29 protein-coding genes and 1 pseudogene are annotated in these 18500 nt (G+C 61.4%); 20 read left to right on the forward strand and 10 right to left on the reverse strand.

The genetic code is table 11. The annotated features are described in order from the left end of the window. From I2H38_RS11245 to I2H38_RS11325, 17 genes are all read left to right on the forward strand, one after another. A partial coding sequence (locus I2H38_RS11245) for a hypothetical protein (protein ID WP_210324781.1) occupies window positions 1–437 on the forward strand: 437 nt, incomplete at its 5' end. Continuing rightward, the gene (locus tag I2H38_RS11250) at window positions 434–604 is read left to right on the forward strand and encodes a hypothetical protein (protein ID WP_196271961.1); all 171 of its coding nucleotides are present in this window, start codon (window positions 434–436) and stop codon (window positions 602–604) included. The genes I2H38_RS11245 and I2H38_RS11250, both read left to right, overlap by 4 nt. A 112-nt stretch (window positions 605–716) precedes the next feature. After that, window positions 717–1445 carry a hypothetical protein gene (locus I2H38_RS11255; RefSeq protein WP_196271962.1) on the forward strand — a complete coding sequence of 243 codons (729 nt, stop codon included), beginning with the start codon at window positions 717–719 and terminating at the stop codon, window positions 1443–1445. Further along, window positions 1445–2110, forward strand: coding sequence for an ERF family protein (locus I2H38_RS11260; RefSeq protein ID WP_267875960.1), 666 nt, complete (start codon window positions 1445–1447; stop codon window positions 2108–2110). Before I2H38_RS11255 ends, I2H38_RS11260 begins: the two co-directional genes overlap by 1 nt. Next, entirely contained in the window at window positions 2107–2568 is a 462-nt protein-coding gene (gene ssb, locus I2H38_RS11265) for a single-stranded DNA-binding protein (protein WP_196271964.1), read from the forward strand. The genes I2H38_RS11260 and ssb overlap by 4 nt, the downstream gene beginning before the upstream one ends. A 10-nt stretch (window positions 2569–2578) precedes the next feature. Continuing rightward, window positions 2579–2911 (forward strand): hypothetical protein, encoded by a 333-nt coding sequence (locus I2H38_RS11270; protein ID WP_196271965.1) that lies wholly within the window; start codon window positions 2579–2581, stop codon window positions 2909–2911. Beyond that, entirely contained in the window at window positions 2908–3294 is a 387-nt protein-coding gene (locus I2H38_RS21495) for an HNH endonuclease (protein ID WP_196271966.1), read from the forward strand. Before I2H38_RS11270 ends, I2H38_RS21495 begins: the two co-directional genes overlap by 4 nt. Continuing rightward, window positions 3291–4040, forward strand: coding sequence for a hypothetical protein (locus I2H38_RS11280; RefSeq protein ID WP_196271967.1), 750 nt, complete (start codon window positions 3291–3293; stop codon window positions 4038–4040). The genes I2H38_RS21495 and I2H38_RS11280 overlap by 4 nt, the downstream gene beginning before the upstream one ends. Beyond that, window positions 4040–4369: a hypothetical protein gene (locus tag I2H38_RS11285; RefSeq protein WP_196271968.1), complete on the forward strand. Its 330-nt coding sequence runs from the start codon at window positions 4040–4042 to the stop codon at window positions 4367–4369. Before I2H38_RS11280 ends, I2H38_RS11285 begins: the two co-directional genes overlap by 1 nt. Continuing rightward, complete coding sequence (locus I2H38_RS11290; RefSeq protein ID WP_196271969.1) at window positions 4366–4596, forward strand: hypothetical protein; 231 nt, start codon at window positions 4366–4368, stop codon at window positions 4594–4596. The genes I2H38_RS11285 and I2H38_RS11290 overlap by 4 nt, the downstream gene beginning before the upstream one ends. Beyond that, window positions 4593–5123 (forward strand): hypothetical protein, encoded by a 531-nt coding sequence (locus I2H38_RS11295; protein WP_196271970.1) that lies wholly within the window; start codon window positions 4593–4595, stop codon window positions 5121–5123. The genes I2H38_RS11290 and I2H38_RS11295 overlap by 4 nt, the downstream gene beginning before the upstream one ends. Further along, a complete protein-coding gene (locus I2H38_RS11300; RefSeq protein WP_196271971.1) occupies window positions 5123–5809 on the forward strand; it encodes a hypothetical protein in 687 nt (228 codons plus the stop codon). Before I2H38_RS11295 ends, I2H38_RS11300 begins: the two co-directional genes overlap by 1 nt. Beyond that, window positions 5806–6339, forward strand: a complete 534-nt coding sequence (locus I2H38_RS11305; RefSeq protein WP_196271972.1) for a VUT family protein — start codon at window positions 5806–5808, stop codon at window positions 6337–6339. The genes I2H38_RS11300 and I2H38_RS11305 overlap by 4 nt, the downstream gene beginning before the upstream one ends. Then, on the forward strand, window positions 6332–6469 hold the full coding sequence (locus tag I2H38_RS11310) for a hypothetical protein (RefSeq protein WP_196271973.1): 138 nt from the start codon (window positions 6332–6334) through the stop codon (window positions 6467–6469). Before I2H38_RS11305 ends, I2H38_RS11310 begins: the two co-directional genes overlap by 8 nt. Beyond that, window positions 6466–6741, forward strand: a complete 276-nt coding sequence (locus I2H38_RS11315; protein ID WP_196271974.1) for a hypothetical protein — start codon at window positions 6466–6468, stop codon at window positions 6739–6741. The genes I2H38_RS11310 and I2H38_RS11315 overlap by 4 nt, the downstream gene beginning before the upstream one ends. A gap of 83 nt (window positions 6742–6824) precedes the next feature. Further along, window positions 6825–7235, forward strand: a complete 411-nt coding sequence (locus I2H38_RS11320; protein WP_196271975.1) for a hypothetical protein — start codon at window positions 6825–6827, stop codon at window positions 7233–7235. Beyond that, window positions 7228–7881 carry a hypothetical protein gene (locus I2H38_RS11325; RefSeq protein WP_196271976.1) on the forward strand — a complete coding sequence of 218 codons (654 nt, stop codon included), beginning with the start codon at window positions 7228–7230 and terminating at the stop codon, window positions 7879–7881. Before I2H38_RS11320 ends, I2H38_RS11325 begins: the two co-directional genes overlap by 8 nt. Before the next feature lie 390 nt (window positions 7882–8271). Here I2H38_RS11325 and I2H38_RS11330 read toward each other — a convergent pair whose 3' ends face one another. Next, entirely contained in the window at window positions 8272–8514 is a 243-nt protein-coding gene (locus I2H38_RS11330) for a DUF982 domain-containing protein (protein WP_196271977.1), read from the reverse strand. 52 nt (window positions 8515–8566) lie between these two features. On the opposite strand from I2H38_RS11330, the pseudogene I2H38_RS21500 reads away from it, so the two are divergent. Further along, window positions 8567–8713, forward strand: a pseudogene (locus tag I2H38_RS21500) (helix-turn-helix domain-containing protein); the annotation flags it as partial. Window positions 8714–8736: 23 nt separating this feature from the next. Continuing rightward, window positions 8737–9849 (forward strand): tyrosine-type recombinase/integrase, encoded by a 1113-nt coding sequence (locus I2H38_RS21405; RefSeq protein WP_324617383.1) that lies wholly within the window; start codon window positions 8737–8739, stop codon window positions 9847–9849. A gap of 147 nt (window positions 9850–9996) precedes the next feature. Here I2H38_RS21405 and I2H38_RS11345 read toward each other — a convergent pair whose 3' ends face one another. The 6 genes from I2H38_RS11345 to I2H38_RS11370 form a co-directional block, all read right to left on the reverse strand. Further along, window positions 9997–10509 (reverse strand): MerR family transcriptional regulator, encoded by a 513-nt coding sequence (locus tag I2H38_RS11345; protein ID WP_196271980.1) that lies wholly within the window; start codon window positions 10507–10509, stop codon window positions 9997–9999. A 22-nt stretch (window positions 10510–10531) separates the two neighbouring features. Then, complete coding sequence (locus I2H38_RS11350) at window positions 10532–10843, reverse strand: integration host factor subunit alpha (RefSeq protein WP_196271981.1); 312 nt, start codon at window positions 10841–10843, stop codon at window positions 10532–10534. A 130-nt stretch (window positions 10844–10973) separates the two neighbouring features. Continuing rightward, window positions 10974–11951: a beta-ketoacyl-ACP synthase III gene (locus I2H38_RS11355; RefSeq protein WP_196271982.1), complete on the reverse strand. Its 978-nt coding sequence runs from the start codon at window positions 11949–11951 to the stop codon at window positions 10974–10976. Window positions 11952–11966: 15 nt separating this feature from the next. Then, window positions 11967–13001, reverse strand: coding sequence for a phosphate acyltransferase PlsX (gene plsX, locus I2H38_RS11360; RefSeq protein ID WP_196271983.1), 1035 nt, complete (start codon window positions 12999–13001; stop codon window positions 11967–11969). A 347-nt stretch (window positions 13002–13348) separates the two neighbouring features. Then, the gene (locus tag I2H38_RS11365; RefSeq protein WP_196271984.1) at window positions 13349–13861 is read right to left on the reverse strand and encodes a YceD family protein; all 513 of its coding nucleotides are present in this window, start codon (window positions 13859–13861) and stop codon (window positions 13349–13351) included. Next, on the reverse strand, window positions 13858–14403 hold the full coding sequence (locus I2H38_RS11370; protein ID WP_196271985.1) for a ubiquinol-cytochrome C chaperone family protein: 546 nt from the start codon (window positions 14401–14403) through the stop codon (window positions 13858–13860). Before I2H38_RS11370 ends, I2H38_RS11365 begins: the two co-directional genes overlap by 4 nt. A 100-nt stretch (window positions 14404–14503) precedes the next feature. Between I2H38_RS11370 and I2H38_RS11375 the strand changes: the two genes are divergently transcribed. Beyond that, a complete protein-coding gene (locus I2H38_RS11375; RefSeq protein ID WP_196271986.1) occupies window positions 14504–14962 on the forward strand; it encodes an outer membrane protein assembly factor BamE in 459 nt (152 codons plus the stop codon). Window positions 14963–15153: 191 nt separating this feature from the next. Here I2H38_RS11375 and I2H38_RS11380 read toward each other — a convergent pair whose 3' ends face one another. The 3 genes from I2H38_RS11380 to I2H38_RS11390 form a co-directional block, all read right to left on the reverse strand. Further along, on the reverse strand, window positions 15154–15714 hold the full coding sequence (locus tag I2H38_RS11380) for a DUF2087 domain-containing protein (protein ID WP_196271987.1): 561 nt from the start codon (window positions 15712–15714) through the stop codon (window positions 15154–15156). A gap of 269 nt (window positions 15715–15983) precedes the next feature. Continuing rightward, entirely contained in the window at window positions 15984–16184 is a 201-nt protein-coding gene (locus I2H38_RS11385) for a hypothetical protein (RefSeq protein WP_196271988.1), read from the reverse strand. 191 nt (window positions 16185–16375) lie between these two features. Beyond that, the gene (locus I2H38_RS11390; protein ID WP_196271989.1) at window positions 16376–18499 is read right to left on the reverse strand and encodes a sodium-translocating pyrophosphatase; all 2124 of its coding nucleotides are present in this window, start codon (window positions 18497–18499) and stop codon (window positions 16376–16378) included. Window position 18500: the final 1 nt, after the last annotated feature.

Genomic DNA, 18500 nt, shown 5'->3' on the forward strand with positions numbered 1-18500 from the left:
ACGCACGGCTGGCCTCCTCCGGGGGCTACGCACAGCTGGCCTCCTCCGGGGACTACGCACAGCTGGCCTCCTCCGGGCACTACGCACGGCTGGCCTCCTCCGGGGACTCCGCACGGCTGGCCTCCTCCGGGGACTACGCACGGCTGGCCTCCTCCGGGGACTACGCACAGCTGGCCTCCTCCGGGCACTACGCACGGCTGGCCTCCTCCGGGGGCTCCGCACAGCTGGCCTCCGAAGGCGAATATTCAGTCGTCGCCTCCTCCGGCGTCAATACCCGCGCCAAGGGCCGCGATGGGACATGGATCGCGCTAGCCGAGTTCAAAGATCGCAAGTGCATCGGGTTCGCCACGGGCTGCATCGGTGCGGACGGGCTGAAAGCTGACACTTGGTACGTCGCCAGGGGCGGCAAGCTCGTTGAGGATGGAGCCGCATCATGAGCCCAACGCTATTCATCATTTTCGTGGTGGCCATGGTCGCCACCTCTCCGATCCTTCTCCTATCGCTCGGCTACCTCGCCTACCGGTGGCTTGTCTCTCCCTTTGAGCAAGACCTCTCAGACGAGCCAATCGGAGACGCGTCCCTCTTGTATCGGGAGGACGTGTGATGACCCGCTCCCCTGACATTCGAGACATGGCCCTAGGCGGGCTGAAGAAGCGGATGACCGAGAAGCTCCGCAAGTGGGTCGAGGCGAAGAAAGCCAACCAGGAGAAGAAGCAATGACTGCGGCTATCGCAACTATTGGGCACAACAACCCGCCAGAGCCGACGCCCTTTGATCTCGCGGAATCCTCCATCCTTGGGCTCTTCGACGAAGCCAAGCATTGGCTTGATGGTGAGGGCGTCAATTCGGAAGCGGACGCGAACGGGGTGTCCAAGCTCCTCGATATGATCCGCAAAGCCAAGAAGGTTGCCGACGAGGCGCGGGCGGAAGAAAAACGCCCGCATGACGAAGCAGCGAAGGAGGTTCAGGAGAAGTACAAGCCCCTCCTGACCCGCTGCGATCTGGCGTCAGACGCCTGCAAGAAGGCGCTCGCCCCCTGGCTCGAAAAGCTAGAAGCCGAGAAACGCGCCAAGGCCGAAGCCGCCCGTAAGGAAGCCGACGAAAAGGCCCGCATCGCTCAGGAGGCCATTCGCGCCGCACAGGCCACCGATCTTGCCGCCCGCGAAGAGGCAGAGGCGCTCATCAAGGAAGCGAAGAGGGCCGAAGTCGCGGCAACCCGCGCGGAGAACGACAAGGCCCACGCGAAAGGCGGCGCTCGAGCCGTCACCCTGCGCACGACCTATCGGCCAACACTAACGAACGGCGTCGAGGCGGCGCGCCACTACTGGGCCGTTCGGCGCGAGGAATGCGAAGCGTTTTTCCTCTCCCTTGCTGAGAAAGACGTTCGCGCCGGCAAACACACAATCCCAGGCTTCGATGTGGTCGAAGAGAAGGCAGCAGTCTAATGGATCGCTCAGAGAACTTCAAAGAAATCGCGACCGCTCTCTCCAAGGCTCAAGCAGCCATGCACGGCGCGACGAAGGACCGGAAAAATCCAGCGTTTAAGTCTGAGTACGCGACCCTGGCTAGCGTGATCGAGGCCGCTCGCGGCCCTCTCACAGAGAATGGCATCGCCTTTCTACAATCGCCGGGGCTGCTCACGGCGGAAGGCCTGCCGATCACCACGACGCTTATGCACATTTCTGGCGAATGGGTATCCACAACCTTGCTCATGCCGGTTCAGAAGCGAGACCCGCAGGGCATTGGATCTGTCATCACATATGGCTGCCGGTACAGCCTCATGAGCTTGCTGGGCCTGCCGCCCGTTGACGACGATGGCGAAGCGGCGATGGACAGATCTCCTCCGAAAGCGCAGCCGAAAGTAGTACCGCCGCCGCGTTTTGATGACGACCCGTTCGGCCCATTGGCATCAGACGAGAGCAAGGCTGTCTACCTCCGCACCTGTCGCGAGATCATTGATGGCGGCTCAAAGCCATATGGCGAACTCGTTCAGTGGTGGAAGGACGAAGCCCAGAACCGGCGCACATTCGGCCTGACACAAGCCGAGACCGACGACCTCAAAAACGACCTGATGGCTAAGGCTCCGCAACAGAAGGAAGCAGCGGAATGAGCGGTTCAGTGAATAAGGTTATTCTGGTCGGCAATCTCGGTCGCGACCCTGAAGTTCGCCGCCTCAATTCGGGCGAGCCTGTGGTTAGCCTGCGCATCGCCACCTCCGAGACCTGGAAAGACAAGAATTCCGGCGAGCGTAAGGAAAAGACCGAGTGGCACTCGGTCGTGATCTTCAACGAGAACTTGGCCCGCGTGGCCGAGCAGTATCTCAAGAAGGGCTCGAAGGTTTACATTGAGGGCCAGCTCCAAACCCGCAAATGGCAGGACCAGAGCGGAGCCGAGAAGTACACCACCGAGATCGTGCTCCAGCGCTTCCGTGGTGAACTGACGATCCTTGATAGCCGTGGTTCGGCTTCTGACGACCACCAGCGGGGAGACGCGGCAGACCAGCGGCGAGCCGATGGCATCGGGTCAGGCGGCGGCCTGAACGATCTCGATGACGATATCCCGTTCTAGGAGCCTCGCAATGGATCGGGACAATCGCCCCCTCGCAGAACAATGGCACGACGCCGCTATGGCTCATGTTGATGCGGAAGCTGCGGCCTCGATGCTGGAAGAGACCAAATCCGCCGTGTTGGCTGAAATGGTTTCCGACGAATTGCGGTCAGACCCGAAAATGTCGGTCGCGAAGGCAGAGACGACAGTCAAAGCATCAAGGCGCTGGCGAGAGCATGTCGAAGGCATTGTGCGGGCTCGCAAAGCCGCCAATCGCGCCCGCGTCAGCCGGGACTATCTCAAGATGCGCTTCAGCCAATGGATTTCGGAAGACGCGAACCATCGCGCGGGAGCACGGGTATGAGTCGGTCCCGCAAAGAGTTCCCAAAGGCAGTGAAAGTCGCGACCTTCAAACGATGCGGTGGCCCTGACAATCCGCGCTGTGAAGAATGCGGCCAACCGCTTCGCCCGGGTCGCTTCCAGTTCGACCACATCAAGGCGGATGGCTTTGGCGGGGAGCCGGTCTCGGAGAACTGCAAGGTTCTCTGCTCAGGCTCGAGAGCTTCCTGCCACTCGGTCAAGACCGAGGAAGAAGACAAACCGCGCATGCGGAAGGCTGACGCCCAGCGGGACGCCCATCTTGGTACGACCCGGAAGAAGGCGAAAATACCTCAACCGCCGAAGGCCCCGAAGCCTCCCGGCAAGGCCCCTCTCCCGCCTCGGCAACTCTATGAGGCGGCTAGATGACTTCCGACACCACCGTCATCAACCACATCAAATCCAGACTCGGAACCATACCCATGACCGATCAAGTCTTATCCAAGAGCGAGAGAGTGGCGCTGGAAGGCATCGACGTCGAACGCGACCCAGACGACGGAGAGGTTACCGTCACATGGAAGCGCGGTGACGACACCATCTCCCTTGTCTGCCTTCCGGCTGGCGAGATGGTGAGGATCGTGTCTCCTTTTCGCGAAGCAGAGCCGCCAGTCCGCTCCCATGTTCTCGCCATCTCCCCCAACATCATCTCTTCCCTCTCCGGTGTCTCTGTACCGGAGGGATGGAAGGTTGTGCCGGTGGCTGCCGATTACGCGATGATTGAGCGCCGGTTCAATACAGCGAATTGGGAGGCCGAAGACTACACAAACGCCCAAGAGCAGTATGCGCTTTGGCTCGCCACTTCCCCCACCCCTCCAGAACAATGGCAGGACATCAGCACTGCTCCGAAGGATGGGACGCTGATCGATGTGTGGTGCGTCACGCCCGACGATATTGATTTCGTGCCGGAGCAGGGAGGCATTCGTTTGACGAACGTCTCTTGGCACGATGGCGACAAGGTGTTCCCGCACGTCGGATGGGTCCGCGTTGTTGATGACGGGGATTACGACCTAATCGACGGGCCTCCGAGTAGCCCGCTTGGCTTGCCGCGATGGGTGCCCACCCACTGGATGCCCCTACCGCCTCCCCCCTCTCACTCGCAGGGAGGGAAGCTGTGATGGCGGACGTGAAGCATACGCCGTCCCCTGCCCCACTAACCTACAAGGTTAGGGGTGACGGAAGCATATTCCTGACGGCTGGCGACCCTGTAAAGGGCGCACATCGCGCCTTCGACATCTATTGCGACGAACGGGACGCTGAGTTCATAACCCGCGCCTGCAATGCGCACTGCGGCATGCTGGAGGCGGCGAAGAAGGCCCTCAACTTCATCGAAAACACAGAGAGCGAATTAGGCGAGAAGCTTTCGAGCGGTGCCGCTCTTCGCGCAGCCATCACCAAAGCAGAGGCCCGCGCCATGATCGAAGCCGCGAAGGGAGGCGAGAAGTGAGCAAGACGATGCGCCCATACGACGTCAAAGACACCGATGAGTTCTTGCAGATGGAAAGTGACAACCATCCGCGCAAGCCCGGGAAATGGTCAATCCTGCACAGCGGCAGGCATATCAGCCTTATCGCCCCGTACGGCGAACGCTCCATCTCAATCCCCCGCGATCAATTCAACGCCATCGTGGATTGGTATCTCAAGCCGCAGACGGTCAGGGAGCCCCGCCCATGACTGAGAAGCGAGAGCAGATCGCGCGGGTTATTGCACCGCATCCGTTTGCGGCATGGCAGAGGCAATACGACTACTGCATCAAGGACGGCGATAGCGAGGATGAAGCTCGCGATTGCGCCGATCAATGGCACGGCAATGACATCAACGCGGCATATGAAAAGGCCGACGCCATCCTCGCCCTTCCAGCAGCCACAGGAGACATTGGAGAGCTGGTGGGCATGGCTCGCCGAGATGCCGTCCATCTTGAGTACGGTTATCTGAGAGTGAGCGCTGATGGGTCGGTTAATCTTATCGACCCAGCATTTGTTCTAAATCGCGATCCAGCTGGCGCAGCCCTCCGCACCCGCGCCGAAGCCGCAGAGGCCAAGGTGAAGGAGCAAGCCGAAGAGAACGAGCGCCTGAAAGAGCGCGTCAACAAGCTGATAGCGGATTACGATAGCCAAACGAAATTCGCCGACGTGGAGGCAGCCTCTTACTTTCGCGAGTTTATCCGCCGCGCCCGCGCCGCCATCCATGGAGGCGCGTGATGCTGCACTACCATGGCACGCCACTGACCCCGCGCGCCGAACTCCTGAAAATGGCGGGGAAACATTTTTGTGTGCCGTTCTCCGACCCACGGGATGCTGACATCTGCCAGCAGATCGGCCAGTCGATCATGTTCGATAACGGACAGTTTACGGCCTTTACGCAGGGCAAGTCTTTCGACGAGAACGCGTTCTATGCATGGGTCGAGCCGCGCCTCGGGCATCCGCATTGGGCGGTTGTCCCTGACGTGATCGATGGGGCCGTTGAGCAGCAACGTGACCTCGTCGCACAGTGGCCGTTCCCGCGCGCCCTAGGCGGCGTCGTTTGGCATATGGCGTTGCCGATAGATTACCTCTTAGAGCTCGCCGGAGAATGGCCCCGCATCTGCTTCGGCAGCTCTGGCCAGTATTGGCAGGTTGGTTCCCCATCTTGGGCGCGCCGGGCTGACGAGGCGTTCAACGCGCTCGCCCGTCGTCATCGTCATCTGCCGCACATCCACATGTTGCGCGGCTTGAACCTTGCCGGGGATCGCTGGCCATTCGCCTCAGCCGACAGCGTGAACGTAGCTCGCAACTTCAAGGATACCGGCACCTGCCCGGAGCGGATGGCACGCAACATCGACTCTCGCCAGTGCGGCGTGCGTTGGCAACCAATCCCCGTCTACAGCCAACTGGACCTGATCGCATGATTCCCCTTTCCCTGTTCCTCCTGACTATTCCGGCCGCCAACTTCCTTATCGGGAATGTCGGGACGAGTTGTCTGCCCGATGGGCCATGCCTAATCCCGGTCGGCTTCGGCTTGGTTGCGCCGAGCGGCGTGCTTCTCGTAGGGGCAGCGCTTGCCCTACGGGACTTGGTGCAGCAGCAACTTGGAGCCAAGTGGTCCCTAGTCGCCATTGCGGCGGGCGCGACACTGTCTGCGTCGTTCGCTCCAGCAACTCTTGTCGCCGCATCGACGGCAGCCTTCGTCTTGTCGGAACTAGCGGACTTCGCCGTCTACACGCCTCTCAGAAAGCGTGGATTCATCGCCGCCGTTGCAGCAAGCTCCTTAGTTGGCCTCGTCGTCGATAGCGCCCTGTTCCTCTGGCTGGCCTTTGGGTCGCTCGACTTCTTGGCCGGCCAAATGCTCGGGAAGGCATGGATGGCTATTGCCGCCATCGTCGTATTGCAGGTCGCCCGCGCCGCCTCACCCAAGGAAACAGGAGGCGGGAATGCGTGAGATAAAGCGCGCCCTCGCCGCCGTTGCAGATAGCGGGCTGGCTGACAAGGACATCGATTCCGCAGCGGTGTTCCTGCTCATCATCTTGCACGCCATGGCGGCTTCTCGGGCAAAAGGCGGTGAGCAATGAAGCTGACAGAGCAGGAAGCACGAGAGAACGCCAAGAAGCCCGCCGTCCGCGACACGCTAGAGGGTATCGCCAACGGGGCAATGATCGTTTCTCACAATGGGCGAAACGGATACCTCGAAGAATACAACGGCCACAAGTATCGCGACCCCGACAACGGCTCAAAGCTAATCGTCCCTGGGGTCATTACGCTCATTAAGGCCGGGTACCTTGACGAGTTTTGCGTCGTCACCCCCGCAGGCCGCAAAGCGCTGGAGGATCGGAAAGATGACTGACTCGCTCTGCCCGTTCTGTGGGGCCTATTCAAAACGATCCTGTGAGCTTGAAGAGGAGATGGGCCTCTGCCCGTGGGAAGAGAGTGAGCCTGATCCTGACCTTCTCCGCGATGACAGGAATGAGCGCGCCCGATTGCGCCGGGAGGACCCTGACCATGACTGATTATTCGCACCTCATAGAGAGGCTGGAGAAGGCAGAGGGGCATCCTGACGAGATGCGCCATCTGTTCAAGCAGATCCTCAAGGCGCTGGACATCGCGCCCTCCGATGCTGCCCGGATCCACGCGTTTTGCAAAGTCGGGGCGTTCCTCGACGCCGCCATGAGCTTGGTGGAGGCGAAGCTGCCGGGGTGCGCCGTCGAAATGGAGACGGTGAACGGCTGGACGTGGTGGCGCATCAACAGCCTGCACGAAGGGAAGAGCCAAGGGTTCATGTCTCCGAACGGGCTCCTCCTAGCCCTCCTCAGAGCCCTTCAGGAGCAAGAACATGGGTGATCGATCGATCCTTTTCAGCGGGCCGATGGTTCGCGCGCTTCTCGATGGGCGGAAGACGCAGACGCGGGGGATTCTGAAGCCGCAGCCCGCCGAATGGCAAGCAAAGGTCATCGACATCAGCAAGCCGTTCTTCTGCGAGGAGGAAGGCGGCTGGGGTCAGGTCGAGACGATCTGGAGCGGGCCACTCGTCCCCGGCATGTGCGAACCAGAGCGCGAGGAATGGCGACCGTTGAAGGGGCTCCGGTTCGCGGTTGGCGACCGGCTGTGGGTACGGGAGAACATCGCCCTGCCCCGCAACTGGGTGAAGTACGGCCCAGTCTACTATGCCGCTGACAAGCACTTCTTCATGAACCAGACGTTCGATGTCGAACGCCTGCGCCCCTCCATCCACATGCCCCGCTGGGCCTCTCGCCTGACACTCATCGTGACCGATGTCCGCGTGCAGCGGCTTCAGGACATCAGCGAGGAGGATGCGTTTGCGGAGGGCGCGCCGTGGGAAGATTGCTGGCCAACCTATCGGCAATCCTTCGAAGCCCTCTGGGAATCCATCAACGGCGCCGACGCCTGGGAAGCCAACCCCTGGGTCGCCGCCTACACCTTCACCGTCCACCGCTGCAACATCGACCAGATGGAGCCCTCCCCATGACCGAAGACAGACTGCGGGAAGAGATCAGGGCAGCCATATGCGCCGTGCACGTGACGGAATACCCACTCAGCACGTGCCTTGCCGATGTTGTCATTGACGGAATCGCAGACGCCATCCTTCCCCTCCTCACCGCAGCCAAGGAAGAGGCGGCGGTTGCTGGGCACCTTGAAGCAATCAAGACACTCGAAACAGCATTGAATAATGTCAAGCATTTGAGCTTCTCGTATCGTCTGCCGCCTCATGGCATGACGCACAGCAGGGCGTCCCATCTTGCCATAACCGCATTCAGGGGTGCCGCCGATAGACACGCTCGGCGGGCTATCGAAACGGCTCGCATTATCCGTTGCCTTCCCCTTCCACCCCTCCCCCTCACGGAAGGATAGCCCCATGTCAGTGCAGTATCCCGGCTTCCTTCGCAGCGGCCTCCAGAGCGCTCCGAACTTGCTCAGCCGTCCCCTTGCCCTCAAGGCAGGCGAGGCAAGCCTCCCGAGCAGCCCGGTGCTTCGCCGTGCCCCTAGCCTCCTTCGGCCAGTCAAACAGGAGAATCTCAGCCGCCAAGGCAACACGCGTCACCGCCCAAGCTTTGTCGGCCTTGAGCCAGAGCTTCACCGGAGGGGAAAACCATTGGTCCATCGGGCAGATTATAGAGCGGTGGAGGGGTAGAGGGATGGGAAAGCTGCTCACCATGGCCGAAGCGGCAGATGAACTACGCATCTGCGAGCGAACCTTGCGCGAACACGTGCGACAAGGTGACATAGCATATATCGCAATCGGGCGCGGCACTCATCGGCGGCGGCGAATGTTCGATCAAGACGATCTCACCGACTTCAAGGAACGGCAGCGGAGACGTGACAAGTGTCTGTCTACAAACACAAAAACTCACCGTACTACCATTACGACTTCCAATATAAAAGTAGTCGCCTTGCCGGTTCAACGGGCTGCACGAGCCGCCGCGAAGCCGAAAAGCTCTTCCGGGAGGAAATCCGGCCCGCGCGCCGCGCGGAAGTGGATCGGGCTACCCGAGAATCCCACCCCGACAAGCCCATGAGCTGGGGCGAGGCCCGTGACCGCTATTGGGAGGAAGTAGGGAAGCATCACGCTGGCGAGGGGGCGGAGAATACCCGCCGCGCGCTCGATTGGCTCGACAATGAGATTGGGCGAGATGCCCCCGTTCAGGATATCGGCAATGGCAAGGTTGCGGAGATTGTGGCCACACGGCGGGGCCAGGGCGTGGCCAATGCCACCGTGAACCGGTCGGCTACAGAGCCTTTGCGAAAGGTCTTAAACCGCGCCCGCGACATCTGGTCGCAGACGGTGCAGCCGATCCGCTGGAAAGATCACATGCTTGCCGAGCCGGTGGAACGGGTCCGAGAACTGACGCAGAAAGAAGAGCAAAGCCTTCTCGAAAATATCAGGCCCGACTATTTGTCGATTTTTCTGTTTTCCTTAGCGAGCGGCGTCCGCCTGGGCGGTTGCATCGCCCTGCGCTGGAAGGACGTCGATTGGGGGGAGCGCGAGGTTCATATTAGGGGCAAGGGCGGGGTTAACTACAAAATACCGCTGTCGCTGACGATGCGGGAAATCCTATGGCCGCTGCAGGGTCAGCACACCGAGAGCGTGTTCACCTACGTCGTGCAGCGGACACGGGGCAAGCGCGTGCGCGGCACCAGCCTGCCCATCACAGCCGCTGGACTCAAGACCGAGTGGCGGCGGGCGCGTGAAGCGGCGGGGCTGCCGAGCACGGGCGAGGATTGGGAACGCGGATATCGCTGGCATGACAACCGCCATACGCGCGCGACCCGCCTCCTCCGTCAGAACGGCAACCTGAAGATGGTTCAGCGCCTGCTGGGGCATCGTAAAATCGAGACGACAGTGAAATACGCGCACGTCACCATGGACGACCTGAGACAGGCGCTCGACGACGAGTCCCGAACAAACCCCCAAAGCGCAGAGGTTAAAACGGCCTAAGATGTTGGTAAATATGGTACAAATCGGGTCCGGAATACAATTCCCCCAGACTAGTGCGCTAACCGGGCTGCGCTACGCTCCGACTGAGGGGCCATATAGGCTGAGACGCTCCCGGACGCAATCTCTTAGAGCGAGAAAGTGACGATCTTATTCGCTGAGGTTCGGCTCTGCAGGCGTGCGCAACGACATAAGCACGCGGTCACATTCCAAAAGTTCGTCGAGGGCGGCTTGTAGCCTTTGGAAATCCATTCCCGACAAGGGAGCCTGATAGGCCGCTTTCGGCATTCCCGCTTCGCCGATCGGATGATTCTCGCCGTATTCTTCGTCGTCATCGGCCGTGTCATTGACGAAACCGGCAACATCGGGATGCGGCGCGGCGACGGCCTGCTCACCCCGGCCGATCGCCTGAACGAAGCGGACGCCTTCCTCTTTCAGGATGCGCTGCACGCCCTTGATCGTATAGCCTTCGCCGTAGAGGAGATGACGGATGCCCTTGAGCAGATCGACGTCATCGGGGCGATAATAGCGCCGCCCGCCGCCGCGCTTCAGCGGCTTGATATGCGCGAAGCGTGTCTCCCAGAACCGCAGAACGTGCTGGGGCAAGTCGAGATCCTCGGCGACCTCGCTGATAGTACGGAAGGCATCGGGGCTCTTGTCCATGGCGCCACTCGCCATCGCGCGATCAGTCGTCGTTCTCGGCGACTTCGCCGTTGATATGGGCCTTGAGGACGTTCGACGGTTTGAAAACCATGACCCGCCTGGGGTCGATAGGCACTTCAACGCCGGTCTTTGGATTCCGGCCCACGCGCTCGCCCTTGCTGCGCACCACGAAGGAACCGAAGGAGGAGAGCTTCACAGTCTCGCCGCCGGCGAGGCTGTCGCAAATCTCCGCCAGCACCCGCTCGACAAGATCAGCCGATTCGGTCCGCGACAGGCCGACCTTCTGGTAAACGGCCTCGCTTAAATCCGCTCTCGTTACAGTTTTTCCAGCCATAACGCTCCCCTGGCGCTCAGATCCGACTTTGCCTGCGCCCGATTGGTGACGCTATGCAGATGCCTCCCTATGGTCAACCTTAGAGGCGGCCAATCGGTCTAACACAAGAGTTGAATACCAGCCCCGGCTATCACCAACGGATCAGGGCACTGCCCCACGTGAAGCCGCCGCCGATCGCCTCGATCATCACCAGATCCCCTTGTTTGATTCGCCCGTCCTTGCGGGCGACATCCAGGGCCAGGGGAATCGACGCGGCCGAGGTGTTGCCGTGCCGGTCGACGGTGATCACCACCTTCTCCGGGGCGATCCCGAGCTTGTCGGCGCTGGCCGTAATGATGCGCTTGTTGGCCTGGTGCGGCACGAACCATTTCAGGTCCTCAGCCGTCGTGCCCGTGGCGTTGAAGGCGTCCTGGATCACGTCGGTCACCGAACCGACGGCGAAACGGAAGACCTCTTTGCCTTCCATTTTCAGGACGCCGGTCGTCTTGGTCGAACCGGGTCCGCCATCGACATAGAGCTTGTCGCGATAGCGGCCGTCGGAACGCAGATGCGAGGTCAGTACGCCCCGGTCGGCAGAGGTGCCCTCACCTTCCTGCGCTTCCAGGACGATCGCGCCCGCCCCGTCCCCGAAGAGGACACAGGTGGTGCGGTCCTTCCAGTCGAGGATGCGAGAGAACGTCTCCGCGCCGATCACGAGGGCCCGCTTGTGCGAGCCGGATTGAAGAAATTTGTCCGCGGTCGCGACGCCATAGACGAAGCCCGTGCACACCGCCTGAAGATCGAAAGCCGCGCCGTGGCTCATGCCGAGCCCAGCCTGAATCATGGTCGCGGTGGACGGGAACGTGAGGTCGGGCGTCGAGGTCGCGCAGATGACGAGATCGATGTCGGCCGGCGTCAGGCCCGCATCGGCGAGCGCGGCCTCAGCCGCCTTGATGCCAAGAACCGAAGTCGTCTCGCTTTCGTCCGCGATGTGGCGTTGCTCGATGCCGGTGCGCTGCACGATCCATTCGTGCGAGGTTTCCACCAGCTTCTCAAGGTCTCGGTTCGTGACCAGGCGTTTCGGCAGATAGGAGCCGACGCCGCGCACTACGGAACGGATACGTTTCAAGCTTTTTTGCCTTCCTCAGGCCGGTTGATCGATGGGATCATGCTCAAGCATGCTCCGGATCGTGTTCATGAGTTCGAAATGCGCCATGTCGTAGGCGACATCGATGGCGCTGGCGAAACCGAGGGCGTCGGTCCCGCCGTGGCTTTTCACCACCACGCCTTCGAGCCCCAGAAAGACGCCACCATTGACTTTGCGCGGGTCCATCTTGTCCTTCAGCGCATCGAAAGCCTGCTTCGCGAACAGGTAGCCGATCTTCGCCATCAAGGTCCGGCTCATGGCCGCGCGGAGATACTCGCCGATCTGCTTTGCCGTGCCCTCTGCCGTCTTGAGCGCGATATTGCCAGTGAAGCCCTCGGTGACGACCACATCGACCGTTCCCTTGCCGAGATCGTCGCCCTCGACGAAGCCCCGGTAGTCGAGGTGTGGCAGGTTCGCCTCCCTCAGGATGCGAGCCGCCTCCTTGACGGTCTCGATCCCCTTGATCTCCTCCGTTCCGACATTCAGGAGACCGACAGTCGGGCGATCGAGGTCGAACACGATGCGCGCCATGGCTGCACCCATGATGGCCATATCCACCAGGTGACCGGCATCCGCGCCGATGGTCGCACCGACATCGAGCACGATGCTCTCGCCGCGCAGGGTCGGCCACATGCAGGCGATGGCCGGACGCTCGATATGCGCCATGGTCTTGAGGCAGATCTTGGCGGTCGCCATCAACGCGCCGGTATTGCCGGCAGAGACGGCCGCATCGGCCTCCTTGTCCCGAACCGCCTGCACGGCCCGCCACATGGAGGAACGGCCCCGGCCCATGCGAATGGCCTGGCTCGGCTTCTCGTCCATGCTGATGGCGATGTCCGTGTGGCGGAGTTCGGTCACTTCCTTGAGCTTCGGATAGGCGTTCAGAAGAGAGGAAAGGACCGTCTCGTTGCCGAACATCAGGAAGCGGATGTCGGGATGGCGCTCCAGAGCCAAGGCCGCGCCCGGGATCACAACGGACGGGCCATGATCCCCACCCATCGCATCAAGCGAAATACGCACAGCCTCTGGCATAAGCGGTCGGTTCTTTCTTCTGGTTCTTCGACAGGTGCCGGAAAATAGCGGTTTGCGGTGCCGCCGCAACCGAATTCTCTATCTCAGGTCCCCACTTGCACGTTGGCGGCAAACCGATCACCGGTTCCACTCGGTCCGAAAGCGCACGATGCGGACGACCGGGTCATCTATAATACAGGCGCGCTCAATTACGACCAGGACGGGGCAGGCACGGCCAAGGCCGTTCAATTTGCCATTCTTCAGAAGAATCTAGCGCTGAAGCACACGGATTTTATTGTCATCTGATCGCTCAAACCGCCGTTGGACAGGCTCTGTCAGGGCCTGTCCAAGGAGAGCGGCCCTCAACCTTACTTATCCTTCAGCGCCCCCAAAGCGGCGAAGGGCGAGTCCTCCCGGTCCGCTGGGTCCTTATAGTCAAAGTCCACGCCCGGCTTGCGGGGATAAGGGTCGAGCCCAAGCGCCAGGAATTCGGCCGTTAGCGCGCCCAGGTCGATCTCGCCGTTGATGATCTCGTCCGGCGGCTCGTATTCGTGCATTTCGGTCGGCGGTTCGGGTGGCATGCCGGCGGATTCGGCGAAATCCACTTCGACCTCCTCTTCGACAACGGAGTCAAAGGGCTCGAGGCTGACGACGCAAATCTGGGTAATGCTCGCCTTCAACACGCCCGTGACATGGACGCCCTTGGCCGAATCCACCAGCTTGAAGTCGCAGGAAAGAGACTTAATGCCGGGAAGACCGAAATCCTTCGCGAGCGCGTCGCATTCGTCCGCCGTCGCCTCCACGTGAATCTGCGTTCCCTGCGGCGGCAGGTTCCTGACTTCAACCGGCCGTGACAGCGGCCCCACGGTTTCGGGTGTCATCGGTTCCCCTCCTCTGCAAAGTCTTCTGGCTTGGGAAAAACGGGGCCCGGCTCCAGCATGGTCGCCAGATCCGCTGCCTTAAGGCCGCGCTCCGCCGCAAGAGCATAACGCGCCAGACCGGTGGCAGGTGCCTCGGTACCACAGGCATTGCGGCCGAGTGCGACCGCAAGGGCCGCCTCGTCTGCCGCATCGAGCGGAGCATCATAGGCGTTGGCGCGGCCGTAGAAGGAAGCGGCGAGTTTCTTCATCCGCTTCGGCACGGTCGTATCGCCGATCCCCATTTCCCGGTGCGCTGCGTCCAGATCCTGGAAGAAAGCGTCCGTGAGGTCGCCGGCGATGTCCGCCGCGGGCGCCGGAAGTCCGCGCAGAGCGCGCAGGGCAATAATCACATGCAAGGACAGGGCCTCGAACCGGCCTTCCAAGGTGTCGGGGACGCCAAGCGCTGTATAAAGCCCCGGCGCGCGGGACGCGCTCGCGATCCGTGCATAGAGAATCGCAATCGTTGTCCGCCGCGGATTCTTGCGGAAGAGACTGAAGATCACCGCTCTGGTCCTTCCTGCCTTGTCAAAATCACAGCTCCGAGGTACGCCATCCGCATCCAATGGCGCAAGCTTATCCGCGCCGCATTCCTGGAAGAACCATATGATGCGTCGATATCAAACCTTGTTCGTGCGCTTGGCCACCGCGACCTTCATCGCCTCATCCGTCGCCGGTTGCCTGGGCGGCGAGGAATTCCACCGCGGATATCTCGTGGATGAGCGCGCCGTCAACCAGGTCAAAAAAGGCATGAGCGCCGACCAGGTCCTTCAGTCCCTCGGCACGCCTTCGACCGTATCCACCGTCGGCAACAAGAGCTGGTACTATATCAGCCAGACGTCCCAGCGCACCTTCCAGTTCCTCGGGGAACAGGTGGTGGATCAACGGGTTACGGCCGTTTATTTCGACAACGGCCTGAAAGTCGAGCGCGTCGCGCTCTACGGCCTGCAAGACGGCAAGGTGTTTGATTTCATCAGCCGCACGACCCCGGCCGGTGGCCAGGAATCCAGCTTCCTGACGCAGCTCTTCCGTGGCACGAACAACTTCAACCCGTTCGGCGTCTAAAGCGACCTACCCTATTCGAGACTGTGATGGCCGGGCTCTCGTCCCGGCCATTTTCTTTAGCAGATGGGCCGCCGCTGGAGGTTCGCGCAGGAAGCCTGCGACGATCCGCGCGGGCTCCAGCCACCGCGCTTGCGCGCTGTCAGCGACTTGTGGCTCTGGATTGCGCTTGGCGTAGGAGCCTGGCAGGCCCGCTAGGGAGCGCGTGCCGCATCCGAACGCTGCTTCAGATGCTGCAACATGGCGACAGCATCAGCAGGCATGGGCTGCTCCAACCGGCGATAGATGCGCCCGTCACGGGTGCGCTCCATCATGCCGAGATCGCAGAGTTCACGGCGCAGCAGCGCGTGATCGCCGAAACCGTGCATGGCCTGGAGCCGCGCGTTGACCTGCGCCTCGGAGAGTTCTTCCTTCGCCGGAAGGCGTGACCATAGCACCCATAGGGCAACCAGCCGCTCGCTGCGCTTGGCCGGCCAGCGCTGCAGGCATCCTTGGGCGTCGTAGCAACGGGCGAGACGCTCGATCTTTCGGAAATCGACCGGTTCCGTGTCCGTTGAGCGCGGATTGTTCAGCCGCTCGGAAGCGGTGATTTGCGCGCGAAGCTGCTGAAAATTGCGATGCCCGATGGCGCGGGCGAGCATGTTGAGCAGTTCGACATGTCCCGGCGTTGTATTGCGCTCGGCGAGCTGGGTCCGCAGGGAGCGCGCAACGGCGGAAATATCACTGGCGTGAAATGGTAAGGCTGTCCTCGACATGACCTGTCCCTCAATGTCGTGCCTATCCGACGCGGGATGACCGGTGATCGCCCTTCCGACGCGGCACGGGATGAGAGGTGTCCGTCGATAGCTGGAAAGCAGGTTTAGCGTGCCCGTAAGGGCGGCGATGCCTCGGTGACTGCGGACCGTTGAGTCTGGATAATACGGTCTTGCAGGACGATCAAGCATCCTCGACGAAACGGGCTGCCCGCCCCTCTCATTCATTACCAGCAATTTTGCCTGCAATTTGCAGAGAACGGTTCATTGCCTCAGTTCGGCAGGTGAAGTGCTCGCTCTGATTTGGCAATTTCCTGCCCGTCTTTCTTTGGGGCAGCAGAGCCACCAAAGCGTTTTCTCTGCCGCCTGAGGCGCTTCATCAATGCAATGGAAGCCTGCATCGTTCGTTCAAGTTGGCTAATGGCAATTTCTGTATTTTGCGACGGCGAGAAGTTATTGCGTTCCATCTTCATCGGCAAAACAGCTCTACTTTCAATTTTGAAAACATATTTTACATTGCGGAATGAACCTTCGCAGTTGGGCCGCATTATGGCAGGCAAAAAGCTCTGGCATATCCTGGCCCGCGGCCTCGGCTGCTTGAATCGGCAATGAAAAACCCCGCGACGAGCGTCGCGGGGTTTCGTGTCTTCGGCTCCGGCGCGTTTTACGAATGCGCGAGGATCGCCAGGAGCAGCAACGCGATGATGTTGGTGATCTTGATCGCAGGGTTCACGGCGGGGCCCGCCGTGTCCTTGTAGGGGTCGCCGACGGTGTCGCCGGTGACCGACGCCTTGTGGGCCTCCGATCCCTTGTGATGGGTCACGCCCGAGGCATCCGTGAAGCCGTCCTCAAAGGACTTCTTCGCGTTATCCCACGCGCCGCCGCCCGAGGTCATCGAGATGGCGACGAAGAGACCGGTGACGATGACGCCGAGCAGCATCGCGCCGACCGCCGAGAAAGCCTGCGACTTACCCGCGATCCAATAGACCACGAAATAGGTCACGATGGGCGCCAGCACCGGCAGGAGCGACGGAATGATCATTTCCTTGATCGCGGCGCGCGTCAGCATGTCCACCGCGCGGCCATAATCGGGACGGTCGGTCCCTGCCATGATACCCGGCTTCTCGCGGAATTGACGACGCACCTCCTCCACGACAGCGCCTGCCGCACGGCCCACCGCCGTCATGGCGATGCCGCTGAAGAGGAACGGGATCAGCCCACCGAAGAGAAGGCCGACGACGACGTATGGATTCGCGAGCGAGAAGTCCGGCTTCACGCCCTGGAAATACGGGTATTGCGCCGCATTCTGCGTGAAGAAGTTCAGGTCGGACGTGTAGGCCGCGAAGAGCACGAGAGCACCCAGGCCGGCAGAACCGATGGCGTAGCCCTTCGTCACCGCCTTCGTGGTGTTGCCGACCGCGTCCAGCGCGTCAGTGGACTTGCGGACCTCCTTCGGCAAACCGGCCATTTCGGCGATGCCGCCCGCATTGTCCGTCACCGGACCGAAGGCATCGAGCGCAACGATCATGCCCGCCAGAGCCAGCATCGCCGTCACCGCGATCGCGATGCCGAAGAGGCCCGCGAGTTTGAAGGACAGAATGATGCCCGCGATGATGACGATGGCCGGAAGCGCCGTGGACTCGAGCGACACCGCGAGGCCCTGAATCACGTTCGTGCCATGCCCGGTGACCGAAGCCTGGGCGATGGAGCGAACGGGCCGGAAGCCGACGCCGGTATAGTACTCGGTGATCACGACGATGAGCGCCGTGACCGCGAGCCCCGTCATCGCGCACCAGAACAGGGCTTGGCCCGTGAGCGTGGTCCCGGCGATGGGGCCGAAGCCGATCATGCCCCAGGTCACGGCCGCAATCGCGGCGGCGGAGAAGACGCCGGTTGCGATAAGGCCCTTGTAGAGCGCACCCATGATGGATTCGTTCTGACCGAGCTTCACGAAGAAGGTTCCGATGATCGAGGTCACGATGCAGGCCGCGCCAATGGCGAGGGGATAAAGCAGCATCGATTCCAGGATCGGCTGGCCAGCGAAGAAGATCGCCGCGAGGACCATCGTTGCCACGACCGTCACCGCATAGGTCTCGAACAGGTCAGCCGCCATGCCGGCGCAGTCGCCGACATTGTCGCCCACGTTGTCGGCGATGGTCGCCGGATTGCGCGGATCGTCCTCCGGAATTCCCGCCTCGACCTTGCCCACGAGATCGCCGCCCACGTCGGCGCCCTTGGTGAAGATGCCGCCGCCGAGACGCGCGAAGATGGAAATCAGTGAAGCGCCGAAGCCGAGCGCCACCAGGCTATCGATGACCTGCCGGTCGGAGAAGCCGAGGCCCGCGACCTTTGTAAGATAGCCGAAATACAGAGCGACCCCGAGAAGAGCGAGACCGGCAACGAGCATGCCCGTGACCGCGCCCGACTTGAAGGCCACGTCCAGACCGCCTCCGAGGGACTGGGTCGCGGCCTGAGCCGTGCGCACATTGGCGCGAACGGACACGTTCATGCCGATGAACCCGGCCATGCCCGAGAGAATGGCACCGATGGCGAAGCCGACGGCGACGCGAATGCCGAGGAAATAAGCAATGATGGCGAAGAGCACCACGCCGACGACTGCGATGGTGGTGTATTGCCGCCTGAGATAGGCCTTTGCGCCCTCGGCGATCGCACCCGCGATCTCCTGCATGCGCTGCGAGCCGGCATCGCGCTTCATCACGTCATTAATGGCCCAGAGGCCGTACGCAATCGAAAGAAGGCCGCCCAATATGATTAGGGTAAGTGCCATT

The organism is Microvirga alba (assembly GCF_015694465.1).
Classification (GTDB): Bacteria; Pseudomonadota; Alphaproteobacteria; order Rhizobiales; family Beijerinckiaceae; genus Microvirga; species Microvirga alba.